Source organism: Flavobacterium sp. SORGH_AS_0622 (genome assembly GCF_030818825.1).
GTDB lineage: Bacteria > Bacteroidota > Bacteroidia > Flavobacteriales > Flavobacteriaceae > Flavobacterium.
Window position 1 is genome coordinate 1,236,999 of record NZ_JAUTAX010000001.1, and the last position, 19,847, is coordinate 1,256,845.

Consider the following 19,847-nt stretch of genomic DNA (forward strand, 5'->3'; position numbering starts at 1 on the left):
TACTTACAAATAATTTGTAGAAAAATAACAAATTATAACAAATTGTTTGTTTTTAAACAAAAAGTTGGTTGTTTTGGATTTTTATAACCTTTTTTACGATGCTAAGGTTCTGAGATATAAAGATAATAAGTTTTTTTTTCAATGAATTCACGAATTGACTAATTCTTAAATGCTGCTGAGAATTTTTGCCACAGATTTTACTGATTAGAACAGATTATTTTTTAAGAATTAAGTTAAATTGAAAAAAAAATAAATTAGTGGAAATTAGTGTAATTCGCGGCAAACAAAAAAACATTTAATCCATGTTATCTGTGGCAAAAAAAACAAAACCCCTGAATATAAGTTCAAGGGTTTGTAAGTAGTTATGTTGTTTATAGGAATAAAGATTAAATAAAATGCAAGGAAAAAACTTAGCATCTTAGAACCTCAGAACCTTAAAATTAAAGACTCGGTAAATCTCCTTTTCCTTTAGTAGGCAGGTTAGTAGATCCCATAAGGAATAAATCTACCTCTCTTGCTGCTTCGCGACCTTCTGAAATAGCCCACACGATTAATGATTGTCCTCTTCTCATATCACCAGCAGTGAAAATGTGAGGTACGTTTGTCTGATAGTTATGCGCTTTGTAGTTGCTTCTAGCATCAGTTTCAATTCCTAACTGCTCGCTTAACGTTTTCTCTGGACCTGTAAATCCAAGAGCCAATAAAGCTAAATCGCAAGGCCAGATTTTTTCAGAACCTTCTTTTTCGATTAATTCAGGACGCTGACCTGGAGTCATTTTCCATTGTACTTCAACGGTTTTTAGTCCAGTTAATTCTCCTTTATCGTTAGAAATGAATTCTTTAGTGTTGATTAGCCAGTTTCTGTCACAGCCTTCTTCGTGAGAAGAAGATGTTTTTAACTGCAACGGCCAGAAAGGCCAAGGAGTTGACTCGCTTCTTCCAACTGGAGGTTTTGGTAAAATCTCAAAGTTAGTCACCGATTTAGCTCCGTGTCTGTTCGAAGTTCCAATACAGTCAGAACCAGTATCTCCACCACCAATAACGATTACATCTTTACCGGTTGCTTTAATTTGATCTGGAATTGATTCTCCAAATAAAACTTTAGTTTGCTGCGTTAAGAAATCCATTGCCTGAACAACGCCTTTGCTTTCGATTCCTTTAGTTGGCAAGCTTCTTCTTTCTGTTGCTCCTCCGCATAAAACGATAGAATCAAATGCGTTTAATTCTTCTACGCTGAAGTTAACCCCAACGTTTACGTTTGTTTTGAAAGTGATTCCTTCTGCTTCAAGAATTACTACACGTCTGTCGATAATTTCTTTTTCTAATTTGAAATTCGGAATCCCGTAACGTAATAAACCTCCAATAGCATTGTCTCTTTCAAAAACAGTAACGGTATGACCCGCTCTGTTTAATTGCTGTGCAGCTGCTAATCCTGCAGGTCCAGAACCAATAACGGCAACTGTTTTACCAGTTCTTGTTTTTGGAGCTTGTGGTTTTATCCATCCTTCAGCAAAACCTCTTTCAACAATGTTTTTCTCGATGTTTTCGATAGATACAGGATCTTTAATGATTCCTAATACGCATGCTTTTTCGCATGGAGCAGGGCATAAGCGTCCTGTAAATTCTGGAAAGTTATTAGTAGACTGTAAAATCTCTAATGCACTCTGCCATTCTTCCTGATGTACCATATCGTTGAAGTCCGGAATTAAATTTCCTAACGGACAACCGCTGTGGCAAAAGGGAATACCACAATCCATACATCTTGAACCTTGTTCTTTTATTTTATCTTTTGCTAACGGAATAGTAAATTCGTTGTAGTTCGAAACACGTTCTGCTACTGCTAAATTACTTTCGTCGGCTCTATTATATTCTTTAAATCCGCCTATTTTACCCATGACATTTTAAATTAAATTCCAATTTCTTTAAATTCCAAATTCCAATCCTTCGACTTCGCTCAGGAAGACATTTTCATTGACATTGACAATTGCCATTGGAATTTGGAATTTTATTTTTTGAAATTGATTTTTATCCAGCTATTAATTCTTCTATTTTTTTCTCTTCTGCAATTCTTTGTAATGCTTTTTTGTAATCAGTTGGCATTACTTTTACGAAGTGTTTTTGTTCATTTTCCCAGTCTGCTAAAATTCTTTTTGCTAATGGACTGCTTGTGTACAATGAATGATTTTTGATCAATCGTCTTAGTTTGGTAACGTCCTCTTCTTCCATCGGATCGAATGCAACCATTTCCATGTTACATACTGTCGAATCGAATTTTTTATTTGGATCGTAAACATAAGCAACACCACCGCTCATACCAGCTGCGAAGTTTCTTCCTGTTTTTCCTAAAACCACCACTGTACCACCGGTCATGTACTCGCATCCGTGATCTCCAATTCCTTCCACAACTGCTGTTGCTCCAGAATTTCTCACACAGAAACGCTCGCCGGCCATTCCATTAATATAAGCCTCTCCGGTAATAGCTCCGTAAAGGGCAACGTTTCCAATAATGATATTATCTTCAGGTTTAAAAGTTGCAGTAGGAGGTACTTTTACAATTAGTTTCCCTCCAGAAAGACCTTTTCCTAAGTAATCATTACAGTTTCCGTGAATTTTAAACGACAATCCGTTTGTTGCAAAAGCACCAAAACTTTGTCCGGCAGAACCTTCAAAATCAACTAAAATAGTGTCTTCAGGTAAACCTTGTGCGCCATATATTTTTGAGATTTCGTTACTCAAAATAGCACCTACAGAACGGTCTGTATTTTTAATTTTAAAGGTTACTCTTGTTTTCTCTTTTCTATAGATTGACGGAATTGCTTCTTTGATGATGTCAAAATCCAATACGTTTTCAAGTTGGTGATCTTGAGTAGTTGTATTATGATTTGGCTCTGTTTTGGCTTTTTCCGGTTTGTATAGAATTGTAGACAAGTCTAAACCATTTGCTTTATAATGTTTGATGGCTTTGTTCACATTTAATTTTTGTGACTGTCCTACCATTTCTTTTAAAGTTCTGAAACCTAACTGCGCCATGATTTCTCTCAGCTCTTCAGCAATAAAATACATGAAGTTGATTACGTGCTCTGGAGTACCTTTGAAATTTTTTCTCAATTCTGGATCCTGAGTCGCGATACCAACTGGACAAGTATTTAAGTGACAAGCTCTCATCATGATACATCCAGAAGCAACAAGAGGTGCAGTTGCAAAACCAAATTCTTCAGCTCCTAATAATGCAGCAATGGCTACGTCACGGCCTGTTTTTAACTGTCCGTCACATTCTAGAACTACACGGCTTCTTAAATCGTTTAAGATCAAAGTCTGCTGTGCTTCGGCTAAACCAAGTTCCCAAGGAATACCTGTGTGCTGTAAAGATGTTAATGGAGCAGCTCCAGTTCCTCCGTCATAACCAGAAATTAAGATAACGTCAGCTTTTGCTTTGGCAACACCGGCAGCAATAGTTCCAACTCCAACCTCAGAAACTAATTTTACGTTTACGCGCGCTTCACGATTGGCATTTTTCAAGTCGTAAATCAATTGAGATAAATCCTCAATAGAATAAATATCGTGGTGAGGAGGAGGCGAAATCAAACCTACATAAGGTGTAGAGTTTCTCGTCTCAGCAATCCAAGGCACCACTTTTTCTCCAGGAAGCTGACCACCTTCACCAGGTTTCGCTCCCTGAGCCATTTTAATCTGGATTTCTTTAGCGTTTGTTAAATAGTTGATTGAAACACCAAAACGTCCCGAAGCAACTTGTTTAATTGCAGAGTTTCTAGAATCTCCGTTAATTTCTTTTTGGAAACGTCTTGGATCTTCTCCACCTTCTCCAGAATTACTTTTACCACCGATTCTGTTCATGGCAATTGCTAAATTCTCATGTGCTTCTTGACTGATAGAGCCGTAAGACATTGCTCCGGTTTTGAATTTCTTAACAATTTCTGTCCAAGGTTCTACCTCGTCAATAGAAATTGGATCTAAATTGTTGAATTCAAATAAACCTCTAATAGTCATTAAGTTTGAGCTTTGCTCGTTAACGGCATTAGAGTATTCCTTATAACTTTCTGGGCTGTTTAAACGAACCGCTTGTTGTAATTTAGAAATAGTGGTTGGGTTAAACATGTGTTTTTCACCACCACGTCTCCATCTGTAAATACCTCCAATTTCAAGAGAAAGCAAGTTTGCAATTTTTGAATTTGGAAATGCTTTTTGGAAACGTTTTTTTACTTCTTTCTCTACTTCCATTAAACCAATTCCTTCAATTCTAGATGGAGTGTAAGGGAAGTATTTTGATGTAAATGTTTTGTTTAAACCTAAAATCTCGAAAATTTGGGCAGCTCTGTACGAATGTAAAGTAGAGATACCAATTTTGTTCATGATTTTTACGATACCTTTTGCAATTGCTTTATTGTAATTTACAATTGCATAATCAGCTTTTACACCTGTAATAAATCCTTGAGCAACTTGATCGTAAATGATTTCGTTTACCATGTATGGATTGATCGCGCTTGCACCGTATCCGAACAGTAAAGCAAAATGATGAGGTTCGCGAGGCTCTGCAGATTCAATAATGATTCCGAATTTAGAACGAACCTGTAAAATGTTCAAAGAGTGGTGAATGTATGAACAAGCCAATAGCATAGGAATTGGAGCTAATTCTTCGCTTACACCTCTATCTGATAAAATAATGATATTACATCCTTCAGAAACAGCTTTGTAAGTTGCCTGAACACATTTTTCAAGCGCACGCTCTAAACCGTTAACTCCTTTTTCTATTTTGTATAAAGTAGAAATAGTAGCCGATTTGAAATCTGGGTGATCAATGTTTCTGATTTTATCCAAATCCTCGTTAGAAATAACCGGATTTTGGATTTTTAGTTTTTTACACTGCTTAGATTCAATTTCAAAAATATTGAAATCGCCGCCCACTGCTAAACTGATATCCGTAATAATTTCTTCACGAATACCATCCAAAGGCGGGTTAGTAACCTGAGCAAATAATTGTTTGAAATAGTTATACAACAATTGAGGCTGGTCTGACAATACTGCCAAAGGCGTATCGTTACCCATAGAACTGATTGCTTCAGCTCCTTGTCCTCCCATTGGGTTGATGATTGTTTTTAAATCTTCAATAGTATAACCAAATAACTTTTGTCTAGTTACGAAATCTAATTTCTCAACGGGAGTTGGGTTATTTGTGTATGGAATTTTAGCTAAAGGCAATAAGTTAGCATCTAACCATTCTTGGTAAGGACGTTTAGTTACAATTGCTTTTTTAACTTCTTCGTCTTCAATAATACGACCTTCGTTCATATCAACCAAGAACATTTTTCCTGGCTCTAAACGACCGTGCTGAATTACATCTTCTGGATCAATATCTAGTACACCAATTTCAGATGACATAATTACGAATCCGCTTTTTGTTAAAGTATAACGAGAAGGACGCAGACCATTTCTGTCTAACAACGCACCAATAACGTTACCATCTGTAAACGGAATAGAAGCAGGGCCATCCCAAGGCTCCATAATACAAGCGTTGAACTCGTAAAATGCTCTTTTTTCTGGAGACATTGTCTGGTGTTTTTCCCAAGCTTCTGGAACAACCATCATCATTGCCTCAGGAAGAGAACGACCTGTCATTAATAAAAGTTCAACCACCATATCCATAGAAGCAGAATCTGATTTTCCTTCTAAGATAATTGGGAATAATTTTTTGATATCATCGCCAAAAACAGCACTCTGCATAAGCTCTTCACGAGCACGCATACGGCTAACGTTTCCACGAAGTGTGTTGATCTCACCATTATGACACATGTATCTAAACGGTTGAGCTAAGTCCCAAGAAGGGAATGTATTTGTAGAGAAACGCTGGTGTACAAGTGCTAAACGAGTCACCAAGTCTGGATCTTTCAAATCTATATAATAACGGCTGATGTCTTCCGGCATCAATAGACCTTTATATATTATAGTAGTTGTCGATAAACTAGTAAAATAAAACATGTGGCTTTCTGAGGTTTTAGATCCTCTTACGGCATGTTCAGCAATTTTTCTAGCTGCAAAAAGTTTTGCATTAAATTCTTGTTCAGTTAAGTTTTGTCCGTTTTTAGAAACGAAAACTTGTTTAACTGTTGGTTCTTTTTCTGCGGCGATTTGCCCTAAATTTTCAACGTCAACAGGTACATCTCTCCAACCTAAGATCTTTAAGTTTTGATCTTTAATAGTTGCTTCAAATGCATTAATACAAAAAGAAACCTGGTTTTTGCTTTTTGGTAAAAAAACCATTCCTACTGCATACTCACGCGCTTCTGGGATTTCAAAGTCACAAACTTTCTTAAAAAAATCATGAGGGATGTCGAATAAAATTCCGGCCCCGTCACCAGTTCGTCCATCAGAACTAACTGCACCACGATGTTCCAATTTAATTAAGATGTCTAATGCTTTGTGAATGATATCATTTGACTTAATACCATTCAAATTACAAATAAATCCTGCACCACAATTGTCGTGTTCAAATTCAGGCAGATAAAGCCCTTGTTCTTTAACTCTCATTCTTGATATTTTTTCTACAAAAATAAAGATTTCGTTAAACATAATGTATTGAAATTATGTATTCGCTTTCATTTTTATAGTAATATTAGAAAAAGGGTTCTTAAATGATAATATTATTATATAAACGATTGCGAATTATCAAAATCATAATTGACAATAAAATATATTAAGAAAAATCGTCTCTAAGGTATTGAATTCAGTGAAGTTTTTGTTAAATATCAAACGTTTTAGCGGTTTTGTGTTAACATTAACAAAGTGTTTCGTTAACTATTTGTTTGCTTTCAAAAAGTTTCAACGTTTAATACCTATGGGTAACATTTATTTAATTGAAAAAGATTTTACTATTAAGTTGTATTTTGTTACTTTTGTCGCACTTTTATTCTGAAATAAATTCAGAACCAGACAAATTCTATATTATGAACATACACGAATATCAAGGAAAAGAAATTTTAGCGAGTTACGGAGTACGCGTACAACGCGGAATTGTGGCTAACAATGCGGTTGAAGCTGTAGCTGCTGCAAAACAATTAACTGCCGAAACTGGTACAGGATGGCATGTAATAAAAGCGCAAATTCACGCAGGTGGTCGTGGAAAAGGTGGTGGAGTTAAGCTGGCAAAAAACTTACAACAAGTTGAAGAGTTAGCAGAACAAATCATCGGAATGCAATTGATCACGCCTCAGACTCCGCCTGAAGGTAAAAAAGTAAACAAAATATTAGTTGCAGAAGATGTTTACTATCCAGGTGAAAGCGAAACTTCTGAATTTTATGTTTCTGTTTTATTGAATAGAGGTACAGGACGCAACATGATTATGTATTCTACTGAAGGTGGAATGGATATCGAAGAAGTTGCTGAGCACACGCCGCACTTAATCTTTACTGAAGAAATCGATCCAGCTGTTGGATTACAAGGTTTCCAAGCTAGAAGAGTTGCTTTCAACTTAGGTCTTTCTGGAAATGCTTTCAAAGAAATGGTGAAATTCATCGATGCATTATACAATGCTTACATTGGTTCTGATGCTTCTATGTTTGAAATCAACCCAGTTTTAAAAACTTCTGATAACAAAATCTTAGCTGTTGATGCTAAAGTAAATATCGACGATAACGCTTTATACAGACAACCTAAATATGCTGAAATGAGAGATATCCGTGAGGAGAATCCAATTGAAGTTGAAGCTAAAGAAGTTGGTCTAAACTATGTTGACCTTGACGGTACTGTAGGATGTATGGTAAACGGAGCCGGTCTTGCAATGGCAACTATGGACTTAATTAAATACGCTGGCTTTGAGCCTGCTAACTTCCTTGACGTTGGTGGAACTGCTGATGCTAAACGTGTTGAAACAGCTTTCAGAATTATCTTGAAAGATCCAAACGTAAAAGCTATTTTGATTAACATCTTCGGAGGAATCGTTCGTTGTGACCGTGTTGCTCAAGGTGTTGTTGATGCTTACAAAAACATGGGAGACGCTATCAATGTGCCAATTATTGTTCGTTTGCAAGGAACAAATGCTGAAATTGCAAAAGAATTAATCGACAACTCTGGTATGCCAATCTTATCTGCAGTTCAATTCCAAGAAGCTGCTGATCAAGTTAAAGCTGCACTTTCTTAATCAAATAAGAAATCAATTTATATAGAAAATCCCTTCGATATTCGGAGGGATTTTTTTGTGGGTAATTTAACCGCAATGAGCGCAAAGTTTTTTTTATTTATAGGATTTAATATAACCGCAAAGTTCGCAAAGCTTTATCAATAAAAACTTTGCGAACTTAGCGTAAATCCTTGTGCCCTTTGCTGTTAAACTTTAACAGTTATTAATTATTTTTTATTCTTACCGTTTTTGAAAACTACTTTTTCTACAACAACTGGTTTTCCATTTCCTTTTGGGAATGCTTTCTTTTTAGGTTTTCCAGCTGATGAACCTGACTTTGAAGAACTTTGATCTCCTCTGTATTTTTCTGAATCTTTTGGAGCTGCTTTAAATTCTGGTCTTTCTTTAGACGTTTCCTTCTTCGGAATTTCAGCCTTATGTTTCGCCAAAACGTCATTTGGGTTTTTAGGGTTTTCTTTCGTTCCTCTTAAATGAATTACCAATCCGTTTAAGAAATTACGCAAAACCTGATCGCCGCATTCCATGTAATTTGGGTGATCTTCTGCTCTAAAAAAAGCACCTAATTCTGATTTTGTAATTCTAAAATCTACCAATTCTAAAATTTCAACTATTTGATCATCACGGAGCATCAAAGCCACGCGAAGTTTTTTAAGTATATCGTTATTTGTCATAATTTTTGTTTCAGGTTTTTTTGTTTCAAGTTTTAGGATTTAAGTTTTTCCAATCTTTACTCCAAGTTAAACTCATTATTTATTTTTTGCAAAGGTAGTTTTTTTAAAATGATTAAAATTGAGAATTAAATTCATTTAAAATGCCAGCCAATTTGTCCAAATCTTCTTTAAGATGATTAGCGGTAACTACAATACGATTGAGAGGTTCGGCATCTTTTGTGTATTTAAAACTGGCAATAATTATCTTTTCCTGTTTTAGTTTTTCTACTAAATCATTTGATAGAAGATAAATTAAAGGATAGTTTTTATCAAATTTAATATTGATGCTTTCGTTTAAAATCGAATCTAAGTAACTTAAGTTATCTCTAAGTTTTTGATGCTGCTTAGCATAAATTTCGGAAGCATCAGAAATAGTCTGAACAAAAGCAGGATTCATTCCCGCTGCGCTTGTAAAAACTTCCATTTCTTTTATTTGGTTGATAGTGGCAGCATCGGCTGCAATAAGACCTCCGGTTAAACCAAAAGCTTTCCCCAAAGAAGAAACCATGATTTTTCTTTTAATTGGATATTGAATTGAATTGAAAATTCCTGAGCCATTTTTTCCAATAATTCCGAAAGAATGGGATTCATCAACAATTAGTGTGATTTCTTTGTGATCGGGGATTTCTTTCAAGAAAGAGAAATCAACAGGTTTTGTTTCAAAAGAAGGAACTCCATCCGTTAGAATCGTTATTTTTTCAGATTTCGGATTCAGTAATCGATCATTTAATTTACCATTTTCAAATAAGGAAAGACTGTTTTCAATTCTAATTGCAGCATGTGTATCATTAAAATGAAAGAAACAATCCGTTTGTTTTTTCATTAAATCTATGACCAATTTTCCAGCCAGCATTCCTGAGGAAACCGTGACAGCATTTTCTGATCCAATATGCGATGCTAGAAACTTTTCACCGCTATCATAAGCTCTTAATTTGACATTGGCAGTTCTGGAGCTTCCGTATGTAGTTCCCCAATTGCGAATGTTGTGGATTACTAAATCTTGAAATTCTTTGTTTGTTGGTAATCCTAAATAGGCAGTTCCGCCAAAGTACAAATATTGTTCTTGGTCAATTTCAATAATTCGATCTGGAAATTGTTCGACTATCATTTTTATAAAAGTGTAACTCCAGTTCCGTTAAGATCAGAATAACTTACAACACCGTCTTTTATAGTGACGCCGGTTGCAATATCTTCAGCCAAAAGAAGTGCGCCATCCATATCCACATAATCCAATTGAGGCAGTAAATGTGCGATTGCAGAAATTCCAACAGTAGATTCGGTCATGCAGCCTACCATGGTTTTTAATCCCAATTTTTTAGCTTCTTCGATCATGCGTTTTCCAGGAGTTAGGCCGCCGCATTTTACCAATTTAACGTTCACGCCATGAAAATGATTGAAGCACTTTGCAACATCTTCTTCAATAATACAACTTTCGTCTGCAATTACAGGAAGAACAGAATGTTTAAAAACTTCTTTATGTCCTTCCCAATTATCAGCTTTCATGGGCTGTTCTAGAAATTCGACCCCTAGTTTTTTTAATTCAACCGCATTGTTGATTGTTTCCTCAACTCCCCAGCCGCAGTTGGCATCAATTCTAAAAACGGCATTGGTATGTTTTCGTAGTTCTTTTACAATTTCAATATCTTCTTTTGTTCCGAGTTTAATTTTATAAATCGGCCAAGGAAGTTCCTGCATTTTTGAAACCATTTTGTCGATAGAAGCAATTCCGATAGTATAATCTGTCATCGGGTTTCTTTCGGTTGTGTAGTTCCATAATTCGTATAACTTTTTACCTTTTTTTCTGGCATACAAATCATTATAAGCCAAATCTAAAGCGCACAAAGCAAACATGTCATCTTTTAAATATGGATGGATTTTTGCCCAAAATACCTCCGGAGTTTCATTTTCTGTACTTTCAATAATGTTTCTAATTTTTTCTAAATCCTGCATCATCATCGGAACCGTTGTATTGTAATACGGATTAGAAGTTGCTTCTCCAAAACCAGAAAAACCATCGCTTTGTAATTCTACAATTAGCGAAGGCTGAAAATCAATTGATTCTCTTGAAATCGTGAAAGTATGTTTTAGTTTGAGATTGTATTCTCTTAAAATTAATTTCATTTTTATAAAAGTATTTTTTTATTAATAACCCAGCCAAATTAAAGCTTCAGCAAAATGATCGCGCCAAAGTTTTTCATTGTGTTCACCATTTTTTACAATTTTGGTTTTGTCCAGATGGAGGCAGTAACAACGTTTGGTATCTAGTAAACGTTTCATTTTAGTTAAATCTTTTACCATATCGTCACTTTCTTTATCACCGGACAGAAAATAAATTTTAGTTTTGATTTTGGATTGTTTTTCTGTGAAAGTATAAATATCATTAGAAAACCAAAAAGAGGGAGAAAAAACACCTGCTTTGCCAAAAACGTCTGGATATTTCAAAGCACCGTAATAAGAAACTAAACCGCCCAACGAACTTCCGAAAAGAATGGTGTTTTTAGGTTTTGTTTTGGTTCTGTAATTCTTGTCGATATGCGGTTTTAGCGTTTTTACAATAAATTCCAGATAATTATCAGCGTTTCCGCCGCCGTATTTTTCGTTTTTAAACGGAGTAAGTTCATCGATGCGTTTTTCATTTCCATGTTCAATTCCCACAACAATTACGGGAGCTTTTAAGCTGTCTAATTTTTCATCGATATTCCATTCTCCAGAAAAAGAAGTTTTAGCATCAAATAAATTCTGCGCATCGTGCATGTAAATAACACTGTATTTTTTTTGAATATTTTTTGAATAGTTTTCAGGAAGATAAATCCAGATTTTTTTTGAAGTATGGAGTTGAGGAGCCTCAATTGTAAAAGTCGATACATTTTTTGAAGCTGTACTTTGTGCTTTTCCGATAAGAGCAAATAGAAGTAAAACTGCTAGGAAAATCCTCTTCATTTTCTGTGTTTTGTATTTTTGTTTAAAAGCAATATTTTAGCTAAAAATAATAAATTGATGAATACAGAAGCAGAAAAAAGAAGTTTACTTTTAGAAATGATTATGTTCGCTACTGTCGATGGACATTTGCATAAACGTGAGCTTGAATTTTTAAGACTTGTGGCTTTGGAATTGAGTATTAGCGAAGAAGAATTTCAAGATTTATTTCATCAGGAAACCAAAACGATTCCTATCAAATCTGAAATGCAGCGTATCAACCAATTTTATAGATTTGCTTTATTAATGCATTGCGATGGTGTTTTACACGAAAGGGAATTCAAAGCAATTCAGCAGATTGCATTAGAAATGGGGCTAAATCCATCTGCTGTAAAACGTGTTTTGGAAATGATGAAAAAAGCCCCTAAAACCGTTATCAATCCAACTGTTGTTTTACAAGTTTTTCAAGAACAGCATAATTAAGCCAGCTGTTCTTGTAATTTTTTAATTTCGTCTCTCAGTTTAGCTGCTTGTAAAAAGTCTAATTCTTTAGCTGCTTTTTCCATCGTTTTACGTTTTTCCCGAATCATTTTTTCCAATTCACCTTTAGATAAATAAGCTGTTTCAGGTTCAGCAGCAACAGGGATAGGATGTCCTAATTCGTATTCTACCAACGGATTTTTGGTGAAAGCGCTTTCGATTTTTTTATTTAAAGCCTGAGGAGTTATGTTATTTTCAACGTTGAAATTAATCTGTTTCGTTCTTCGATATTCAGTTTCGTCAATTGTTCTCTGCATGCTGGCAGTAATTTTATCGGCATACAAAATTGCTTTTCCGTTTAAGTTTCTTGCCGCACGACCAATAGTCTGAGTTAAAGATCTGTGATTTCTTAAGAAACCTTCTTTATCGGCATCTAAAATAGCAACAAGCGAAACTTCGGGTAAATCTAAACCTTCACGAAGTAAGTTTACTCCAATTAAAACATCAAAAATACCTTTACGCAAATCCTGCATGATTTCGATACGCTCTAAAGTGTCGACTTCAGAGTGGATGTAACGACAGCGAATGCTTACTTTTGTCAAATATTTGGCTAATTCTTCAGCCATTCTTTTGGTTAGAGTAGTTACTAAAACCCTTTCGTCTAATTCGCATCGAACCTGAATTTCTTCAATTAAATCATCAATCTGGTTTAAACTTGGTCTAACTTCGATAACAGGATCTATTAATCCAGTCGGGCGAATAATCTGTTCAACATAAATACCATCTGATTTTTGTAATTCATAATCAGCAGGAGTTGCAGAAACGTAAATTACCTGATTTTGAAGAGCTTCAAATTCTTCAAATTTCAAAGGACGGTTGTCCATTGCGGCAGGTAAACGGAAACCATATTCTACTAAGTTTTCCTTACGCGAGCGGTCACCTCCGTACATCGCATGAACCTGCGAAACGGTAACGTGACTTTCGTCAACAACCATTAAATAATCACTTGGGAAATAATCCAATAAGCAGAAAGGTCTTGTTCCAGGCTGTCTGCCGTCTAGATAACGAGAATAATTTTCAATTCCAGAACAGTAACCTAGTTCCCGAATCATTTCTAAGTCGAAATTGGTTCTTTCTTCCAGACGTTTGGCTTCTAAATGTTTGCCTATTTCTTTAAAATAATCAACTTGTTTAACCAAATCCTGCTGAATTTCCCAAATTGCACCTTGCAGTACTTCTGGAGAAGTCACAAACATGTTAGCTGGGTAAATAGTCAGTCTTTTAAACTTTTCAATGACTTGTGAAGTCTTAACATCAAAAGATTCAATTTCCTCAATTTCATCTCCAAAAAAGTGAATTCTGTAAGCGTCGTCGGCATAACTTGGATATACTTCAACCGTGTCACCTTTTATTCTAAAATTTCCAGGATTAAAATCTGCTTCTGTTCTGGCGTATAAACTTTGTACCAGACTGTGAAGCAGTTTAGTTCTCGAAATTACCTGATCTCTGGTTACCTCAATTACATTCTTTTTAAATTCGACAGGGTTTCCAATACCATACAAACAAGAAACTGAGGCAACTACTAAAACATCTCGACGACCAGAAAGGAGGGAAGAAGTAGTGCTCAAACGCATTTTTTCCAATTCTTCATTGATAGATAAATCTTTTTCAATAAAAACACCAGTTACCGGCATAAAAGCTTCCGGCTGATAATAGTCGTAGTACGAAACGAAATATTCAACGGCATTGTTTGGGAAAAACTGCTTGAATTCAGAGTACAATTGTGCGGCCAAGGTTTTGTTATGTGCCAAAACCAGAGTAGGTCTTTGTACTTCTTCAATTACATTAGCCACAGTAAATGTTTTACCAGATCCTGTAACTCCCAATAAAGTTTGATATTTTTCTCCGTCGATTACACCTTGTGCCAGTTTCTGTATGGCTTGAGGCTGATCTCCTTTTGGACTATATTCTGAGGAAACTTGAAATTTCATGTGTTTACGCTGAAAATTTGGTTTTGTAAAGATACAAAGTTTGAATGCTATTCTAAAAAATTAATGATTGCATCATTGGTGATTTTAGATTGGTCTATCGATAAAAAATGACCAGCATCTTTTATAGTTTTTGTTTGGCTGTTTTTTAAATATTTTTGTGCTCTTTTTAGACTTTCGTCAGAGTTAATTACGTCTCTATCACCAATTAATACCAAAACAGGATTTTGAATTGATTGTAATTCTTTATCTGAAAATGGATGCATTTTAAGCATGCTCGAATTTGATTTTGCATATTTGTTGGCGAGATAAAACTGCCTTTTATAGATTTGGCTTATTTTTTCTGGATGCGTAGAAAATGTGGTCAATGTTTTGCCAAATTTCTTTTCACTTGGAAATAATTTCAGCATCAAAGCTGACGTTGTTTTTCCAACTTTATCAATAAATTTAAAAGTTTGCGCTGGACTTAACAAAACGATTTTATCAATCGAATTTGGTTTTTGTGTAGCCAATAATGTTGCAATCCAACCGCCTCGAGAAGCTCCGATAATATCAAATTTCTTTAATTTATAATGATCGAAAATTTCGTTATACCAAATCGCAATTTCTTCAGACGAAAGAGGTTTTGCAGTTAAGTTAGATTTCCCGGGTTCCATCAAAAAGTCAATAGCATATATACGGTTGTTTTTGGCTAAAGCCTGAATGTTTGGATACCACATGGTAGAGCTTGCATCCATTCCGTGAAGTAAAACTAAATCTTTCCCGTTTTTTGGGCCTGCAATAACTACGTGTGCTGTTCCAAAAGTTGTTTTAACGTTTTCCTCTGTATAAGGGATGTTCCAGAGTTTTAAAGCTTTATCGTAAGCGGTTTCATATTTCAGCTCTTCGCTTTTGGTTTTAAAAACATAATCTTCAAATTTTGCTTTTTTAGAAGCACAACTTGTAATTAAAAATAGTACGATTACCAAACGAGAATATAGTTTCAACATAGTTATAAAATTCAATTTAGCTTAAAGTTACGGGTATGGTAAGCGAATAGTGTATCAGAATTTTATTTTAAAGTATCATAATTTTACGATTTATCATCTTTCAAAGTGAGATAATAAATTTGGACAAATGCTAAAATGGCATTAGGAATAATAACTGGTAAAAGCCATTTGCTAAAATCACGGTAGTCGATTAAAAAAATGCCATAGATTACAAAACAAATGCATCCAAACATATTAATGAAACGGATGGTTCTAAGGTTTTTCAGCATGAAACCGCCAACAATAAATACTGATGCGAGATAACCAATATATTCTGCCATGATCTTGATTTTAAATTGCTTACAATAAATGTAGCGAAAGCAAATTATATAATCAAGATTTTGTTTTGGAAATCAGGTGTTTAAAATGTTTTTTTGTTTGAAGTAAAAAGTAAATTATATTTTTTTAGGATTTTGACTAGTGTGTCTAATTCTTAAAATCTGAATTTCTTTTGGGGTAATTTTATAGGTTATTCGATAATTATAAATTTCGTAAGCACGATAATTTTTGTCATTAGGAATTTTCATTTCATCCAATTCATAAGTTTCCCAATTAGTACTTAAGATAACAGCGGAATTATAAATGCTGTCAATTACTTTGTTAGGTATATTTTTACTTTTGGTTTCTTGTATAAATAAGATTAAATTTTTTCAAGCTGATTTTGAGCAGTTCTTGACCAAATTATTTCTTTTTCCATTGTTCAATTTTATCTTTAATTTCATCGTGGGAATAAAAATTTCCACTTTGAATTTCCTCTTCTGCAGTGTTTAGATCTTCATTATATCGCTCAGAATAATTTTTAGGTAAAGTTTTACGACTTTCCAAGATTGTTTTTAATGCAGATAAAAATGTATCGTCATCAATTTTTTCGATTTCAGAAATTAGAATATTTTTGAGTTGAAGAGTGTTCATAATTGAATAATTTTATCGAAGTTACAAAACAAAAAGGATATATGAGTTTTGAAATTCTTAAAATTTCCAAGTGCTATAATCTGCATCGGTTATAAAACTCCACGCCACAATACGGCTGTTTTTTTGCCCTTGTGACATTTCAATTGTTTTTACAGAAACGGCATTTACTTTTTTCAGAATTTTATAAATAGAAGAAAGATTTTCTTTTTTAGAAACCAAGGTTGTAAACCATAAAACCTGCGATGCATATTTGGCACTTTCGTAAATCATTTGGGTTACAAAACCAATTTCGCCGCCATTACACCATAATTCGGCATTTTGACCTCCGAAATTTAAAACAGGATTTGTGTTTCTTTTTTCTTTGGGATTTAGATTGGAAACTTTTCTAGAGGTACTTTTATTGGCTTCTTCTGCAGAGGCATGAAAAGGCGGATTGCACATTGTAAATGTAAATCGATCTTCTGGCGTTATAATATTTTTAAATATAAAACGAGATTCTGTTTGCTGCTGCAGACTTATAGCTTCAATTAGTTTTGGATTTGCTTCAATGATTTTACTGCAGTTTTCGATAGCTTTTTGATCAATATCTGTTGCTACAAAACTCCAATTGTAAATCGATTTTCCTAATATCGGATAGATTAGATTTGCACCTGTTCCGATATCTAAACCTAATATGTTGGATGTTTGTGGGATTTGATTGTTATGGGTTTCTGCCAATAAATCAGCAATGTAATGAATGTAATCTGCGCGTCCGGGAATTGGCGGACAAAGGTAATTTTTCGGAATATCCCAGTTTTGAATATCGTAATATGTCTGTAGTAATGCTTTATTTAAAGTTTTTACAGCAAGCGGATTACTGAAATCTACAGTTTCAATTCCATGCTTGTTGATGGAAACGAAAGCTTTTAATTCGGGACAATTTGAAATAAGAAGTTCAAAATCATATCTTGAACGATGAAGGTTTTTTGGATGTAAATTGTCTTTTTGTGAATTGTTTTCTGCTTTCATTTTTCTTTATTTCTATGCAAAGATAGGGATTACATTTTTACAAAAAGATATTATGAAAATGACAGCAGGATCAGCTTCTAATCAAAACATTCCATCAAAAGCAGATCACCTTCGCGATGTGTTATGGTTACAATACCGTCTTTTTCGACAGAATTACTGCTCCCAGTTCGATAACCCATTGTTAGGGTGTCGTTGTTTAATTCGTATTTTAAATTGCTGGAATTAATTCCGTTTACAACTCCAATTGGAATAAGGGAAATTGGAGTTTTTGCCGTATACCATTTTTCGAATTTTGATGGTAAAAGGAATATTTTCGAATGATCGTCGAGAATTACAATTTTAAGTAAATTGCGGTAACGAACGATATTGGTAAGATTGGTAATCGTATGATCGGCACGTCTGCCAGTTGCCCAAACAACATTTACAGCAGGAATTTTTCTATCGACAAGATAATCAAATGCTTTCTCCAAATCTGTTTTGTCTTGATCTGGCGTATGAACGATTTCGATAGGAAATTGAGAAGTTTTATAAATCTCAGGATCAAAACCACGATCAAAATCGCCTAGTAGAACATCGACTTTTATGCCCAATTCAATCACTCTTTCGATAGCAGAATCTAAAACGATAACTAGTGGAGACCATTCTAACAATTGTCCTAATAATTCAGGGTCGCAGGCGGCTCCATTTGCAATTATTAAAGCAGGTTCCTGATCGTCTCGAACTATATGGTGTGATGACATGTGATTTTTTTTGAATGTGGTGCTAAAGTTACATTTAGAATTTTAGATTTCTAGTTTTTTGCCACAGATTTCATAGATTAAAAGGATTAATCTCTTTAATTCTTTTAATCTGTGGCAAAAAAAATAAAAATCAAATCAATCTTCGATGGTAATTAATTTGACCTAAATGATAGGCTAAATGTGTAGCAAGATGCACTAGGAAAAAACCAGTTGTCATTTCTTTTTCAAAAACAATTTGTGGATAAATTGCATTCAAATCTTCTTCAGTTAAAACCTCAAGGGCATTATTTACCACTATGATAGTATTTTCAATTTTCTGAATTAATTCTGATTTTGGAATGTCTTTTAATGAAAATTCTAAAGGACGATTTCTAATGTATCCTGTTTTTCCAATTTCTGCTCCAATGTAAGTATTCAAATTGCCAATTAAATGAAGACAGAGATTACCGCCAGAATTAGAAATGTCGTTATTAATAGTCCACATTTGATTTTCATATTCATACGATTCAATTTCAAATTTGAGTTTATTTAAATCTCTATTGAAAAGTATTTTTAGTGTTTCGATTAGCATATCAATTTCTGTTTTTTATGGGAATCCAGATTTTTTCTTCAGAATCGGGATCATCTTTTTTATACTTTTCATCCATAACAGCAAAATGAGGTCTCTCGTCTACAACATATTCGGAGTTTGGAAGCCATTCTGTGAAAATATAATGATAGGTTTTATGCGCTTCTGCTGCTGGTCCTAAATGAAGAAAAACGGCATATAACCCACTTGGCACAATTAGTGTTTTCATTGGTGTAGGATGATCATCAAAATCTGATACTTCTACAGCCGCCCATTTTTGAAAATTGTCATTAGGATCAAAATTATCAAAATGATTTTTAGGATAAACTTCTAAAGAATATAAATTAGAATTTACTACATTTTTTATTTCTTTTCTTTTGGGCATAAAACCACTCCACAATTGAAATGTTTTATTTTCTATGAAAGACATTTCAATAGAATGACCGATAAGTTTTTTTTCGGCTAAGGTTTTAATTTGTACTTCCATTTTTTATTTTGAAGTTATTTTATACTTGACTGTGTACGTTTCGCAAAGTGAAAAATAGCCTAAAGGATAATTTTCTTTAGTAGTTACATTGACAATATTTCCTTTTACAGTTGCCGGAGGAGATTGAAATGGTCCTCCAAAATTACTACCAGCAATACTTACTAAAATACTCATATAATTAAAGTATTGTTTTGAGATTCCAGAATGTGTGATTTCAATTTCATTTCCAATTTCTAAATCATCATCATCAGAAAGACTGAAAAATTCATTACCGTTGAAAAATTTATCCTCATCTACATAGTAAGTTGATTTGACTTTATTAGGGTAAACATATTTGTATAAATAATAATTATCTGCATCGGCAGGATCATTATAAAACGCTTTTATTTCAATATCTTTTCCTGTAAAACCGCCTTCATTATTTTGATCTATTCGGGTAATGGGGGCTACTGATTTTAAGGTTTCATTTGCGATATATCTACTGCCTCTGCTAATTACAGTTAACGTGTATTGTTCGTCGATAACTGGCTTGAAATTAATACATACATATTGGCCGGTTTTTTTAACTTCTATAAAATTAAATTGTTCGTTATGACTATTTGTTATATAGACAATTGCACCAGAAACCGTTGGAATTGTGTTTTCAAAATAACCAGTTGTTGTGGTCAATCTTATTGTCTGTTCATTTCCTGTTGTGCCTTTTTCCCAATTAATGGCAGCTTCTATTACTAATTTTGGAGGCGCTGTATCTAAATCAACATCAACCACTTCTTCACAACTTGCGAAGAAGAATGATATAAAAAACACGATTAATAAGGTTGCTTTTTTCATAATATATCTTTTATTTCTTTGACAGA

At 34.2% G+C, this 19,847-nt stretch carries 18 protein-coding genes; 2 read left to right on the forward strand and 16 right to left on the reverse strand.

Annotation, left to right across the window (positions count from 1 at the left end; all coding sequences use genetic code 11):
• Positions 1-440: 440 nt before the first annotated feature.
• Both QE431_RS05360 and gltB read right to left on the reverse strand, forming a co-directional pair.
• Positions 441-1,895: a glutamate synthase subunit beta gene (locus tag QE431_RS05360; protein WP_057119234.1), complete on the reverse strand. Its 1,455-nt coding sequence runs from the start codon at positions 1,893-1,895 to the stop codon at positions 441-443.
• Positions 1,896-2,025: 130 nt separating this feature from the next.
• The gene (gene gltB, locus QE431_RS05365; protein ID WP_057119232.1) at positions 2,026-6,543 is read right to left on the reverse strand and encodes a glutamate synthase large subunit; all 4,518 of its coding nucleotides are present in this window, start codon (positions 6,541-6,543) and stop codon (positions 2,026-2,028) included.
• Between the two features lie 416 nt (positions 6,544-6,959).
• Here gltB and sucC point away from each other — a divergent pair, with 416 nt between their 5' ends.
• A complete protein-coding gene (gene sucC, locus QE431_RS05370; protein WP_057119874.1) occupies positions 6,960-8,153 on the forward strand; it encodes an ADP-forming succinate--CoA ligase subunit beta in 1,194 nt (397 codons plus the stop codon).
• A gap of 206 nt (positions 8,154-8,359) precedes the next feature.
• On the opposite strand, the gene QE431_RS05375 is transcribed toward sucC, so the two are convergent.
• From QE431_RS05375 to QE431_RS05390, 4 genes are all read right to left on the reverse strand, one after another.
• Complete coding sequence (locus tag QE431_RS05375) at positions 8,360-8,824, reverse strand: DUF1456 family protein (protein WP_307293517.1); 465 nt, start codon at positions 8,822-8,824, stop codon at positions 8,360-8,362.
• 112 nt (positions 8,825-8,936) lie between these two features.
• The gene (locus tag QE431_RS05380; RefSeq protein WP_307293519.1) at positions 8,937-9,971 is read right to left on the reverse strand and encodes an aminotransferase class I/II-fold pyridoxal phosphate-dependent enzyme; all 1,035 of its coding nucleotides are present in this window, start codon (positions 9,969-9,971) and stop codon (positions 8,937-8,939) included.
• A gap of 2 nt (positions 9,972-9,973) precedes the next feature.
• Complete coding sequence (locus tag QE431_RS05385) at positions 9,974-10,984, reverse strand: dipeptide epimerase (RefSeq protein ID WP_307293520.1); 1,011 nt, start codon at positions 10,982-10,984, stop codon at positions 9,974-9,976.
• Positions 10,985-11,005: 21 nt separating this feature from the next.
• The gene (locus QE431_RS05390; RefSeq protein WP_307293523.1) at positions 11,006-11,803 is read right to left on the reverse strand and encodes an alpha/beta hydrolase; all 798 of its coding nucleotides are present in this window, start codon (positions 11,801-11,803) and stop codon (positions 11,006-11,008) included.
• A gap of 57 nt (positions 11,804-11,860) precedes the next feature.
• Between QE431_RS05390 and QE431_RS05395 the strand changes: the two genes are divergently transcribed.
• Positions 11,861-12,262 (forward strand): TerB family tellurite resistance protein, encoded by a 402-nt coding sequence (locus tag QE431_RS05395; RefSeq protein ID WP_307293526.1) that lies wholly within the window; start codon positions 11,861-11,863, stop codon positions 12,260-12,262.
• Here the strand turns inward: QE431_RS05395 and uvrB are convergent.
• The 10 genes from uvrB to QE431_RS05440 all read right to left on the reverse strand — a co-directional run bounded on the left by uvrB (position 12,259) and on the right by QE431_RS05440 (position 19,821).
• Entirely contained in the window at positions 12,259-14,250 is a 1,992-nt protein-coding gene (gene uvrB / locus QE431_RS05400; protein WP_307293529.1) for an excinuclease ABC subunit UvrB, read from the reverse strand. The two genes, QE431_RS05395 and uvrB, sit on opposite strands and share 4 nt — an antisense overlap.
• Before the next feature lie 47 nt (positions 14,251-14,297).
• Positions 14,298-15,236: an alpha/beta fold hydrolase gene (locus QE431_RS05405; protein WP_307293531.1), complete on the reverse strand. Its 939-nt coding sequence runs from the start codon at positions 15,234-15,236 to the stop codon at positions 14,298-14,300.
• A gap of 83 nt (positions 15,237-15,319) precedes the next feature.
• The gene (locus tag QE431_RS05410) at positions 15,320-15,556 is read right to left on the reverse strand and encodes a uroporphyrinogen decarboxylase (protein ID WP_134140639.1); all 237 of its coding nucleotides are present in this window, start codon (positions 15,554-15,556) and stop codon (positions 15,320-15,322) included.
• 114 nt (positions 15,557-15,670) lie between these two features.
• Positions 15,671-15,916 (reverse strand): type II toxin-antitoxin system RelE/ParE family toxin, encoded by a 246-nt coding sequence (locus QE431_RS22505; RefSeq protein ID WP_373428951.1) that lies wholly within the window; start codon positions 15,914-15,916, stop codon positions 15,671-15,673.
• A 40-nt stretch (positions 15,917-15,956) separates the two neighbouring features.
• On the reverse strand, positions 15,957-16,187 hold the full coding sequence (locus QE431_RS05415) for a hypothetical protein (protein ID WP_057119215.1): 231 nt from the start codon (positions 16,185-16,187) through the stop codon (positions 15,957-15,959).
• 57 nt (positions 16,188-16,244) lie between these two features.
• Entirely contained in the window at positions 16,245-17,195 is a 951-nt protein-coding gene (gene rlmF, locus QE431_RS05420; protein ID WP_307293533.1) for a 23S rRNA (adenine(1618)-N(6))-methyltransferase RlmF, read from the reverse strand.
• 77 nt (positions 17,196-17,272) lie between these two features.
• Positions 17,273-17,935: a thiamine diphosphokinase gene (locus tag QE431_RS05425; protein WP_057119210.1), complete on the reverse strand. Its 663-nt coding sequence runs from the start codon at positions 17,933-17,935 to the stop codon at positions 17,273-17,275.
• Positions 17,936-18,065: 130 nt separating this feature from the next.
• Complete coding sequence (locus QE431_RS05430; protein ID WP_307293535.1) at positions 18,066-18,506, reverse strand: DinB family protein; 441 nt, start codon at positions 18,504-18,506, stop codon at positions 18,066-18,068.
• Between the two features lies 1 nt (position 18,507).
• A complete protein-coding gene (locus QE431_RS05435; protein ID WP_307293538.1) occupies positions 18,508-18,990 on the reverse strand; it encodes a GyrI-like domain-containing protein in 483 nt (160 codons plus the stop codon).
• 3 nt (positions 18,991-18,993) lie between these two features.
• Positions 18,994-19,821 (reverse strand): DUF4249 domain-containing protein, encoded by an 828-nt coding sequence (locus tag QE431_RS05440; protein WP_134140647.1) that lies wholly within the window; start codon positions 19,819-19,821, stop codon positions 18,994-18,996.
• Positions 19,822-19,847 lie beyond the last annotated feature (26 nt).